The sequence below is a fragment of the uncultured Devosia sp. genome, assembly GCF_913055165.1.
Classification (GTDB): Bacteria; Pseudomonadota; Alphaproteobacteria; order Rhizobiales; family Devosiaceae; genus Devosia.
The window spans coordinates 22,285-32,038 of sequence record NZ_CAJXJS010000043.1 but is presented as its reverse complement, the minus strand read 5'-3'; the positions used below and the strand labels follow the sequence as shown (position 1 = coordinate 32,038).

At 62.6% G+C, this 9,754-nt stretch carries 12 protein-coding genes; 7 read left to right on the top strand and 5 right to left on the bottom strand.

Annotated features, from left to right (window positions below; translation table 11 throughout):
• The coding region (locus QZ564_RS13685; RefSeq protein ID WP_297110909.1) for an EipA family protein at positions 1-123 on the top strand (123 nt) is incomplete at its 5' end.
• Positions 124-305: 182 nt separating this feature from the next.
• Positions 306-1,475, top strand: coding sequence for a hypothetical protein (locus QZ564_RS13680; RefSeq protein ID WP_297110896.1), 1,170 nt, complete (start codon positions 306-308; stop codon positions 1,473-1,475).
• A gap of 16 nt (positions 1,476-1,491) precedes the next feature.
• Here the strand turns inward: QZ564_RS13680 and QZ564_RS13675 are convergent, their stop codons facing one another.
• A complete protein-coding gene (locus QZ564_RS13675; RefSeq protein WP_297110892.1) occupies positions 1,492-1,839 on the bottom strand; it encodes a DUF6476 family protein in 348 nt (115 codons plus the stop codon).
• A gap of 61 nt (positions 1,840-1,900) precedes the next feature.
• On the opposite strand from QZ564_RS13675, the gene QZ564_RS13670 reads away from it, so the two are divergent.
• On the top strand, positions 1,901-2,869 hold the full coding sequence (locus QZ564_RS13670; protein WP_297110906.1) for an RluA family pseudouridine synthase: 969 nt from the start codon (positions 1,901-1,903) through the stop codon (positions 2,867-2,869).
• Here QZ564_RS13670 and QZ564_RS13665 read toward each other — a convergent pair.
• Positions 2,856-3,938 (bottom strand): putative zinc-binding metallopeptidase, encoded by a 1,083-nt coding sequence (locus QZ564_RS13665; RefSeq protein WP_297110889.1) that lies wholly within the window; start codon positions 3,936-3,938, stop codon positions 2,856-2,858. The genes QZ564_RS13670 and QZ564_RS13665 overlap by 14 nt on opposite strands.
• Before the next feature lie 105 nt (positions 3,939-4,043).
• Here QZ564_RS13665 and QZ564_RS13660 point away from each other — a divergent pair, with 105 nt between their 5' ends.
• From QZ564_RS13660 to QZ564_RS13645, 4 genes are all read left to right on the top strand, one after another.
• Positions 4,044-4,238 carry a DUF2934 domain-containing protein gene (locus QZ564_RS13660; protein ID WP_297110886.1) on the top strand — a complete coding sequence of 65 codons (195 nt, stop codon included), beginning with the start codon at positions 4,044-4,046 and terminating at the stop codon, positions 4,236-4,238.
• A 61-nt stretch (positions 4,239-4,299) separates the two neighbouring features.
• Positions 4,300-4,911, top strand: a complete 612-nt coding sequence (locus QZ564_RS13655) for a LysE family translocator (protein ID WP_297110880.1) — start codon at positions 4,300-4,302, stop codon at positions 4,909-4,911.
• On the top strand, positions 4,908-5,369 hold the full coding sequence (locus tag QZ564_RS13650) for an ATP-binding protein (RefSeq protein ID WP_297110878.1): 462 nt from the start codon (positions 4,908-4,910) through the stop codon (positions 5,367-5,369). Before QZ564_RS13655 ends, QZ564_RS13650 begins: the two co-directional genes overlap by 4 nt.
• 56 nt (positions 5,370-5,425) lie before the next feature.
• On the top strand, positions 5,426-5,923 hold the full coding sequence (locus QZ564_RS13645; RefSeq protein WP_297110875.1) for a DUF305 domain-containing protein: 498 nt from the start codon (positions 5,426-5,428) through the stop codon (positions 5,921-5,923).
• Here the strand turns inward: QZ564_RS13645 and flhA are convergent.
• From flhA to fliN, 3 genes are read right to left on the bottom strand one after another with little or no spacing between them, the layout of a single operon-like run.
• A complete protein-coding gene (gene flhA, locus QZ564_RS13640; RefSeq protein ID WP_297110872.1) occupies positions 5,920-8,040 on the bottom strand; it encodes a flagellar biosynthesis protein FlhA in 2,121 nt (706 codons plus the stop codon). The two genes, QZ564_RS13645 and flhA, sit on opposite strands and share 4 nt — an antisense overlap.
• 9 nt (positions 8,041-8,049) lie before the next feature.
• Positions 8,050-9,417 carry a sigma-54 dependent transcriptional regulator gene (locus QZ564_RS13635; protein WP_297110869.1) on the bottom strand — a complete coding sequence of 456 codons (1,368 nt, stop codon included), beginning with the start codon at positions 9,415-9,417 and terminating at the stop codon, positions 8,050-8,052.
• Between the two features lie 12 nt (positions 9,418-9,429).
• Complete coding sequence (fliN, locus tag QZ564_RS13630; protein WP_297110902.1) at positions 9,430-9,720, bottom strand: flagellar motor switch protein FliN; 291 nt, start codon at positions 9,718-9,720, stop codon at positions 9,430-9,432.
• Positions 9,721-9,754: the final 34 nt, after the last annotated feature.

The following is a 9,754-nucleotide window of genomic DNA, read 5'->3' as shown; positions in this document are numbered from 1 at the left end:
ATGACGGTTACCAAGCGCGGTAATGTGGTGGTTGTGCCGATCCGCTCCGGCGTTGGCGCGCGTCTCGGTATCAATGTGGGCTATCTCAACTTCACCGCCGAGCCGACCTGGAACCCGTTCTGAACGACCAGAACCGATCAACTCCTTGCAAGCCGGGGTGAAAGCTCCGGCTTTGTCGTGACGGCCAGCCTCAAACCCGTTAGGGTTAATCATTGCCGAAGATGGCCGAGCGCCGTCTTTGCTGCCAAAACCGGATAAGGGAAAGTCCCAAGGCGGGCGCATGTGCGCTGCCGGAGGCCGCATCGATGCTGATCGAGAACATCATGTATTTTGCGCTGGGCCTGCTGGTGGCGGGGCTGGCGGCACTCGTCATCATGCCAGCTGTGTGGAAGCGGGCCGTGCGGCTGACCAAGCGGCGCATCGAAGCGGCGACGCCCATCACCATGGCCGAGTTTCGCGCCGACAAAGATCAGCTGCGGGCCGAATTCGCTCTGTCCACGCGCCGGCTGGAGATGAATGTGGAGGCCCTGCGCAAGCGGCTCGCCGAGCAGCTCAGCGATGTCAACCAGAAGCGCACTGATCTCGGTGCCCTCAAGGCCGAACGTGAGAGGCACCTGGACGTCGTGCGCGAGCTGGAGGGTCGCGAGGTAGAGCTGCGCGCCCGCATTCTCGAACTTGAGAAAGAGGGAGCCGATCTCGCCAACCGTCTGCGCAAGCGCGACCGGGAACTCGAAAGCCGCGCCGGCGAAATCGAAGAGTTGCGCAATTCCTTGCGCGGCGGGCTGGCCAAGGCCACCAAGGTCGACGGCCTTGCTCTTTCTGGCGATTACGAGAGTGATATCGACCAGTTGACGACGGCGCTGGCCATAGAGCGCAAGCGGGCCGCCTTCCTGGAAGAGCAGGCGAATAGCCTGATCGAGCGGCTGGAGAAATCCGATCGACGGAGCGCCGAGGCCAGCGCGGCCATTACGCAAATGCGCGATGCCCTGGCGGGTCGCGACGCAGAGCGCGAGGCCGATGCCGAAGAACTTGTGGCTGCTGAGGCGCGCATTGCCAGCGCCGAAAACCGGCTCAACGCCCTTCTGGCCGAAACCAGCTTGGTCGTGGAAAAGAGCGAAGGGCGCGCCGAGCAGCTTCTGGCCGACAAGCTTTCCATGGAGGAGGAACTCCAACGGCTGCGGCACAAGGTCAGCAATGTCGAGGCCTCAATCATGGCTGATTGGGAGACCGAGCGGTTCGAGGAAGCGCATCTGCGCGAAAAGCTCAACGACATTGCCGCCAGCGTCAGCCGTCTGGTTTATGCGGTGGATCACGAGGCACCGGCTCAAGCGCAGCCGGAAGAGAGCCTGTTCGACCGCGTGCAACGTTTCGCTGACGACGGAGAGGGGCTCGACGTGCTGCCGACGCCGGCCAATGCCCAGCGCGGAACAGTTTCGGATCGGCTGGCCGCGCTCAAGGAAATTCAGGGGCGCTAGCAGAGACGTTCGGCCGCTACTCTGCGCCGATCTGTACGCTGCGCTCCAGCGCTCCGGTCCCTGCATCATAGATGTTGAGCATGGTCGCGCCGCCGGCACGGAATGTCACCTGGATGGTGCCATCGGTGTTGAGCGCTGAAATCACTTCGGCGCCTGTGGGGATGGAGACACTTTCCGCCACGGCTGGGGGCGGGCTGTCACGCATGACGCGATAGACAAGTGCAACACCAATCGCCATAAAGCCCAGCAACAAAATGCCCATGGAAACCGCAAATGAGCGGCGGGCTTTTCCCAGCATGGCCCGGGCTTCGGGCGTCAATTCGGTGTCGGCGGCGTCCGGCGTGTTTGGTTCAGGATTGTTCATGGCGGATGACATCGATTTCGAGTTGGAGGGCGAGCCCGTTGAGGTTGTCGTCGACGCCACGATGGACGGCGGGCGGCTCGATGCCATGTTGGCCAAAGCGCATGACGTCTTTAGCCGCAATCGCATCAAGGATTTGATCCTGACCGGCGCGGTCACGGTGGACGGTCGGACAGTTGCCGAACCCAAATACCGGCTCAAGGCCGGCGAGACAATCGTGCTTGTCGCCCCGCCCCCGGAAGATCCCGATCCACAGCCCGAAGACATCCCGCTTGATATCCTCTATGAAGACGAGCACCTGATCGTCATCAACAAGCCCGTGGGCATGGTTGTGCACCCGGCTCCCGGCTCGCCGAGCGGTACGCTGGTCAATGCCTTGATTTTCCATTGCGGGGATAGCCTGAAAGGCATTGGCGGGGTCAAGCGCCCCGGCATTGTCCACCGGTTGGACAAGGACACGTCGGGCGTGATGGTGGCCGCCAAGACCGAGCAGGCGCACAAGCACCTATCGGAGCAGTTTGCCGATCACGGCCGTACCGGGCCATTGCACCGGGCCTATATTGCCTATGCCTGGGGCTCGACCCAGTCGGGCATGGGCACGGTCGATGCGCCGCTGGGGCGAGATCCGGGCAACAGGCTCAAACAGGCGGTGCTGAAAAGTGGACGTGAGGCCATAACGCATTACGCGGTCGAGGCGCGCTATGGCGAGCCGGGCTGGGATATTACCCGCATCCAGTGTCAGCTCGAGACCGGGCGTACGCACCAGATCCGAGTCCACATGGCTCATATCGGCCACCCGCTGGTTTCCGACCTGCTTTATGCTCCCGGCTTTGCGACCAAGATCAACAAGCTGCCAGAGCCGGTCGCTGCGGCCGTCAAGGCGCTGGGACGCCAGGCCCTGCATGCGGCCGAGCTCGGATTTGAACACCCCGCTACGGGCGAGGAGATGATGTTCGAAGCGGATTTGCCCGATGACCTGCAGGTACTCGAGGACGCGCTGGCGCCCTATGATCAGGTGACTAGACGCGGTTGAGCTGGGCCCGAACCGGCGCCTGATGCACCAGCGTATTGACGAACGCCAGCTTTTCGACGACGGCGGGGCCGAGCACGAAGGGGTAGGCGTCGGCATGGCCGACGGCGCGATTGAGATTGTTGATAAGGCTGGCCAGCGGGACCCAGTTGTCGATGATCGTTCCCATATCCGGTTCGAGGTACGGATCGAAACGCATTGGCGCTATTGAAAGGTGCTCGTCGCCGGTGTTGGGACGGGCGCGTACGCCGAAGGCCCCCGCCATTTCGACCGTGTCGATAATGTGCAGATAATGCGCGAAGGTTTCGGCGAAATCTTCCCAGGGATGAGCAGTCGCATAGGCGCTGATGTGGGTTTGCGACCAGGAAGGCGGTGCGCCATCGGCATAATGGGCTTGCAGGGCCGCGGCATAGTCCCGACGCTCATCGCCGAACAGGTCCCTGAACACGTCAAGAGCTGACCCCTCCGCCGCCAACAGGTCCCAGTAGTGGTGCCCGATTTCATGACGGAAGTGCCCCAGCAGCGTCCGATAAGGTTCGTTCATGCTGGTGCGCCGGTATTCGCGTTCGGCGTCGTCGGCCTCGGCCAAGGCAATGGTGATGATGCCATTGTCGTGGCCGGTCATGACGCGTTGGGGCGCGCTCTGGTCTTCGGCCAGGAAGCGGAAGGCGAGGCCGTGGAGTGGGTCTTCCGCGCGCGTTTTCAGCGGCAGGCCCAGCCGGAGCAGGGAATAGAACAGCCGCTTCTTGGCCCGCTCGATGGTCTGCCAGCGCTGGAGATTGGCCGGGTCGGACAGGTCGGGAATGGTCTCGTTGTGCCGGCAGGCGGCGCAATAGATGTCACCACCTGGCTCTGCCGGGATCAACCAGTTGCAGGCGGCGTGAGCAGCATTGGCACAGAAGACGAAGGCGTCGTCGTTGATCGCCGGCGAGGTCCACAGGCCTCCGTCTTCAACCAGTGATACCAACTGTGCCCTGTGGGGCAGATATCCCAATTGATGGCTGCAGCGTTCACACACGGCGTTTTCGAAATAGACCGTATTGCCGCAATGGGTGCAGGAGAACAGCTTCATGGGTGGCCCTCGACGTCGCAGCGATAATGCAGCCGTTAACTTGCTTGTTCCACCGCAACTGTAAGGCTGGCCGCCGCGTTCTGGTTTGAAGTGCAGGAGGACAGCATGCAACACGCACAGGACGACAAAATTCGCGACCGCGCCTACCAGCTTTGGGACCAGGCCGGACAGCCCGAAGGCCGCGAACAGGAATTCTGGTATGAGGCCGAGCGTGAGCTGGCCGAGGAAGACGAAGTCGATACGTCGGCCGAAGCGTCAAAGCTTGACCTGCCGCCGGTCGTGCCAGGCGGCCTGGGTTAAGCTCTCCTCTGGCGCAACCTGTCTCAGCGGGGCATAGTGCCCGCTCAGGCGGGAGGCCTTGATGAGCATTGAATTTCTGATCACCACGCTGATCGTCGTCATTTCGCCGGGGGCAGGGGCCATCTACACCATTGCCACCGGGCTGGGACGAGGCGGCAAGGCGAGCCTCTGGGCCGCGCTTTTCTGTACCTTCGGCATTGTCCCCCATATGCTGGCCGCCATCACCGGGCTGGCCGCGGTACTCCATGCCAGCGCGCTGGCATTTGATATCATCAAATATCTCGGGGTGGCCTATCTGCTCTACATGGCCTGGTCGACGCTGCGCGAAACCGGCGCTCTTTCGGTAGAGGCCCGGCAGGAGAGCAAGCCGCTCGGCGCCATGGCCGCCGAGGTGATGCTGATTAATCTGCTCAACCCCAAGCTCTCCATTTTCTTCTTTGCCTTCCTGCCGCAATTCGTGCCCACCGGAACGCCAAATGCAGTCAGTCGCATGCTCGAATTGAGCGGCGTGTTCATGCTCATGACCTTCTTGGTGTTTGCACTTTACGGGCTATTCGCCGCCGCAATTCGCGGCCAGGTGATGTCGCGTCCAACTGTGCTGACCTGGATGCGGCGCAGCTTTGCCGCGGCCTTTGTGATGCTGGGGGCCAAGCTGGCGCTGACCCAGCGGTGAGCGCGACACTGTTCATTATTGCCGGCCTGCCCGGGGTCGGCAAATCGACCCGCGCCGCCGCACTCGAGGCGCAAACCGGCGCGGTGCGGATGGAACCCGACGCCTGGATGCACGAACTCAAGCTTGACCTCTGGGATGAGGAGCGGCGCGCCATTGTCGAGGCCATGCAATGGCGCCTCAGCCGGCGGTTTCTTGCAGCGGGCGTCAGCGTCATCATCGAGTGGGGGACGTGGGGTCGCGATGAGCGGCTGGGACTTGCGGACGTTGCGCGAGGTCTTGGCGCTCGGGTCGAGCTTTGTTGGTTGACGGCTCCAATCCCGGTCATGCTGGAACGCATCCGGAAGCGCGGCCGCGAAAATCCGCCGATTACGCTTGAGCATATCGAAGGGTGGCTAGGCGCCTTTCAGGCGCCGGACGCCGAGGAGTTGGCACGGTACGATGCCGTGCATCGACAATAGAACCTGAACAAAGCCGGCATGCGTGCGTTGGTCTTCCGAGCCAAATGGAGGACTTGATGAGCTATTTGCGTTTTGCCGCGATGATCGCGACGTCGACGGTAGTGATGTACGGGTTGATGTATCTCAACACCTACCAGTTCGATCATGTGTTCTATAGTCAGACGCGGCTCTGGATGGCGCTCTTGATGGGGGCGACGATGGCCATCATCATGCTTGGCTTCATGTGGGCCATGTACAGGAAGCGCGCCGTCAACTACGCGATTATCGCCGGGGCGATCGCGGTCTTTGCCGGATCACTGTTCCTTGTGCGCAGCCAGGCCCTGGTGGGTGATGTCGACTATATGCGGGCCATGATCCCGCATCACTCCATTGCCGTGCTGACCAGCACCAATGCCAATATTCGCGACGCGCGGGTGCGCGAACTGGCCGACGAGATCATCGCCGCGCAGGTGCGTGAGATCGATGAGATGAAGTCCCTGATTGCGGATCTGGAAGCCGATCCGCCACCGGCAGATGCGCCTGTCCTTGAGCCCCGGGCGGCAGATGCACCCTAGACGCTCCCCACGGTCTTGAGCCGGATGCGCGGATGCACCTCGTTCTGGCTCATCACCACGGTCTGGGGGCGGAAGCGCTCGATGATCGAGCGGACATGGGGGCGGATGGAGGGCGAGGTGATCAAGACCGGCAATTCGCCCTGCTGGGCGGCCCGTTCGTAGCCCGACTGCACGGCGCCGATAAATTGCTGCAACTTGCTTGGCGCCATGGCCAGGTGACGATTGTCTCCGTCGCCGGCCATGGCTTCAGCAAAATCGCGCTCCCACTGGGGCGATAGGGTCAACAGGGGCAGGTTGCCGTCCGGACCCAGATTGGCCGCGCAGATCTGCCGGGCGAGGCGAGCGCGGACATGTTCCGTGATGGTCTGGACCGATCGGCCATTGCCGGCGATTTCTGCGACCGCCTCAAGGATGCTGGAGAGGTCGCGGATGGAAATGCGTTCGGTCAACAGAGATTGCAGCACGCGCTGAAGGCCCGACACCGTGATCTGGCTGGGTACGAGGTCTTCGACCAGCTTCTGCTGGTCCTTGGGCAGGCCCGAGAGCAGGGACTGCACATTGGCGTAACTGAGCAGGTCCGCAACATTAGCCTTGAGGATCTCGGTCAGATGGGTCGAGATCACAGTCGAGGGGTCGATGATGGAGAGCCCCCGCAGTTCCGCTTCGTCGCGCAGGGCGGGTTCGATCCAGGTCGCGGGCAGGCCGAAAGTCGGTTCGGTGGTGTGATGGCCCGGCAGGTCGATCGGGTTGCCATAGGGGTCCATGACCATGAGCTGGTTGGCGTAGATCTGGCCGGCGCCGGCCTCCACTTCCTTGATCCGAACCTTATAGTCGTTTGGCTCGAGCTGCATGTTGTCAAGGATGCGCACCGGCGGCATGACAAAGCCCAGTTCCAGTGCCAGCTGACGGCGCAGGGCCTTGATCTGCTCGGTGAGCCGATCGGAGCCGCTTTCGTCTTCCTTGACCAGGCTGAGCAGGCCGTAGCCCAGTTCGAGCTTGAGGTCGTCGATCTTGAGGCTGTCGGTAATCGGCGGTTCGGATGGCTGTGCCGGTGGTGCCGCCTTGGCTATCTCCTGGGCCTGCTCTTCGACCTGGCGGACGGCCTTGGACCGGCTGGCGCGCCAGGCGGCGTAGCCAGCGGCGCCGGAGAGCGCCATGAAGGGCAAGAGCGGCATGCCGGGGAGAAGGGCAAGGGCCGCCATGACCGCCGAGGACATGCCCAAGGCCCGCGGATAGCCGGTGAATTGGGCGGTCAGGGCCTTGTCGGCCGCACCGGTGACACCGGATTTCGAGACGAGAATGCCAGCGGCAGTCGAGACGATCAGCGCTGGAATCTGGCTGACCAGGCCGTCGCCGATCGTGAGCAGTGTGTAGTTGTTGGCCGCTTCCTGAAAACCCAGACCCTGCTGCATGATGCCGATGAGCATGCCGGCGGAGACATTGATGAAGGTGATGATGAGGCCGGCGATGGCATCACCGCGTACGAACTTGCTCGCGCCGTCCATATTGCCGAAAAATGCGCTCTCGCCTTCAAGATCGGCCCGGCGCTTCTTGGCGGTGTCTTCGTCGATCAGCCCGGCCGAGAGGTCGGCGTCGATCGCCATCTGCTTGCCGGGCATGGCATCGAGGCTGAAGCGGGCCGCGACTTCTGCGATACGGCCCGAACCCTTGGTGATGACGATGAAGTTGACGATCACCAGGATGATGAAGACGACAATACCGATGACGAAATTGCCGGCGGTCACGAAACTGCCAAAGGCCTCGATGACGTGGCCGGCGGCGCCCGTGCCCTCATGCCCCTCGGAGAGGATCAGGCGCGTGGTGGCGAGGTTCAGACCCAGCCGCAGCATGGTTGCGATCAGCAAGACCGTGGGGAAGGACGAAAATTCCAGCGGCTTCTGGATGAACAAGGCGGTCATCAGGATCATGACCGAGAAGACGATCGATATGGCCAGCAGCATGTCCACCAGCAGCGGCGGCATGGGCACGATCAGGATGACGATCAGCGCCATCACACCCGTGGCGAGCGCAATGTCGCCCGAGCGCAGGGTCTCTATCACCTGCCGGATGGAGGGGAAGGAAAAGCCTGATCTGTTGCCGGATGGAATGTCGGTCATTGGTCAGGCTTACGCCGCGCCCCGCTTCTCACCCGGCTCGGGCACGTGGACGCCCTCATCGGCATATTGGTTGAGCTTGTTTCTCAGCGTGCGGATCGAAATGCCCAGGATGTTGGCGGCGTGGGTGCGGTTGCCCAGCGTGTGGTCGAGGGTGTCGAGAATGAGATCGCGCTCGACATCGGCCACCGTGCGCCCCACCAGGGCGCGGTTCATGGCTTCCGCGGTTTGTGCCAGTTGAGCAGCAGGGGAGGCCGCGCGCGCGGCTTCGGAGAGGCCCATGCCATCGGGCAGGACGATCGCGTCGGGGCCGATGGTGTCGCCTGAAGACAGCAGCACGGCGCGGTGCAGGGTGTTTTCCAGTTCGCGCACATTGCCGGGCCAGGGGGCCTTGACGAGGGCATCGCGGGCTTCAGGCGAAAGGGCGCGGGGGGGCAGGCCGTTGGCCTTGGCATATTTGGCAACGAAATGCTCGGAGAGCGCGATGATATCGCCCGGCCGGTCGCGTAGCGCCGGCAGCTTGAGATTGACCACATTGAGGCGGAACAGCAGGTCTTCGCGGAAGCTGCCTTCGCGTACTGCTTCGTTGAGGTTGCGGTTTGAGGTTGCGAGGATACGGATATCGACCGGCACCGGCTTGGTGCCGCCGACGCGGTCGATGACACGCTCCTGAATGGCACGCAGAAGCTTGGCCTGGAGGCGCACATCCATTTCGGAGATTTCGTCGAGCAGCAGTGTGCCGCCCGAGGCTTCCTCGAATTTGCCGATGCGGCGGGCGATGGCGCCGGTGAACGCCCCTTTTTCATGCCCGAACAATTCGCTTTCAAGCAGCGCTTCGGGGATGGCGGCGCAGTTGACAGAGATGAAGGGGCGATGGGCTCGCTTGGAGCGCGCATGCACATATTTGGCGACGACTTCCTTGCCGGTGCCGCTTTCGCCGGTGATGAGAATGGAGGCCTCTGAGCCGGCGATCTGCTCGGCCATCCGGACGACACGCTCCATGGCCGGGTCGCGATAGAGGAAATCTGAACTTTCCCGCGCAACGGCAGCAATGACGGCAGCGATCAGCTCGGCATCGGGGGGCAGGGGGATATATTCCTTGGCGCCAGCACGAATGGCGTTGACCGCCGCCGCCGCATTGGTCTCGACGCCGCAGGCGACCACCGGAATGGCGATGCGCTCGGACTCGAGCCCGGCAATCAGCCCGGCAATGTCCATCATCACGTCGACAAGCAAAAGGTCGGCGCCCTTGCCAGCGCGGAGCGACGCCAGCGCGATTTCGATGGAGGGGGCATGCGCCACCTTGGCGCCGCCATCCATGGCCATCTTTGTGGCTGTTGAGAGCTGACCTTCCAGGGCCCCGATAATGAGCAGTCGCATGATCGTGGTCTCCTATTGCGGCTTGATGATTTCGGTCATGGTGACGCCGAGCCGATCTTCGACCAGAACGATCTCACCACGCGCCACCAGACGCTCGTTGATGAAGATTTCCACCGCCTCGCCAACCTGCCTGTCCAGCTCGATCACCGTGCCGGTATCGAGCTTGAGAAGATTGGATACCGGCATCTTGGTGCGACCGAGCACTACCGAGACGCGGACCGGCACATCGAATACGGCCTCCAGATCGGCCGCGGAACGTTCCATATGGGCCTCGCCGCGACCAGCGCGCTCGGGGGCCTCCATCTCGTCGAGATTGAAACCTTCGGATGCCGTGATG

Coding starts and splice junctions, on each gene's coding strand:
- QZ564_RS13680 (WP_297110896.1), top strand. CDS start 306: ATGCTGATCGAGAACATCATGTATTTTGCGCTGGGCCTGCTGGTGGCG.
- QZ564_RS13675 (WP_297110892.1), bottom strand. CDS start 1,839: ATGAACAATCCTGAACCAAACACGCCGGACGCCGCCGACACCGAATTG.
- QZ564_RS13670 (WP_297110906.1), top strand. CDS start 1,901: ATGGACGGCGGGCGGCTCGATGCCATGTTGGCCAAAGCGCATGACGTC.
- QZ564_RS13665 (WP_297110889.1), bottom strand. CDS start 3,938: ATGAAGCTGTTCTCCTGCACCCATTGCGGCAATACGGTCTATTTCGAA.
- QZ564_RS13660 (WP_297110886.1), top strand. CDS start 4,044: ATGCAACACGCACAGGACGACAAAATTCGCGACCGCGCCTACCAGCTT.
- QZ564_RS13655 (WP_297110880.1), top strand. CDS start 4,300: ATGAGCATTGAATTTCTGATCACCACGCTGATCGTCGTCATTTCGCCG.
- QZ564_RS13645 (WP_297110875.1), top strand. CDS start 5,426: ATGAGCTATTTGCGTTTTGCCGCGATGATCGCGACGTCGACGGTAGTG.
- flhA (WP_297110872.1), bottom strand. CDS start 8,040: ATGACCGACATTCCATCCGGCAACAGATCAGGCTTTTCCTTCCCCTCC.
- QZ564_RS13635 (WP_297110869.1), bottom strand. CDS start 9,417: ATGCGACTGCTCATTATCGGGGCCCTGGAAGGTCAGCTCTCAACAGCC.
- fliN (WP_297110902.1), bottom strand. CDS start 9,720: ATGGAGGCCCCCGAGCGCGCTGGTCGCGGCGAGGCCCATATGGAACGT.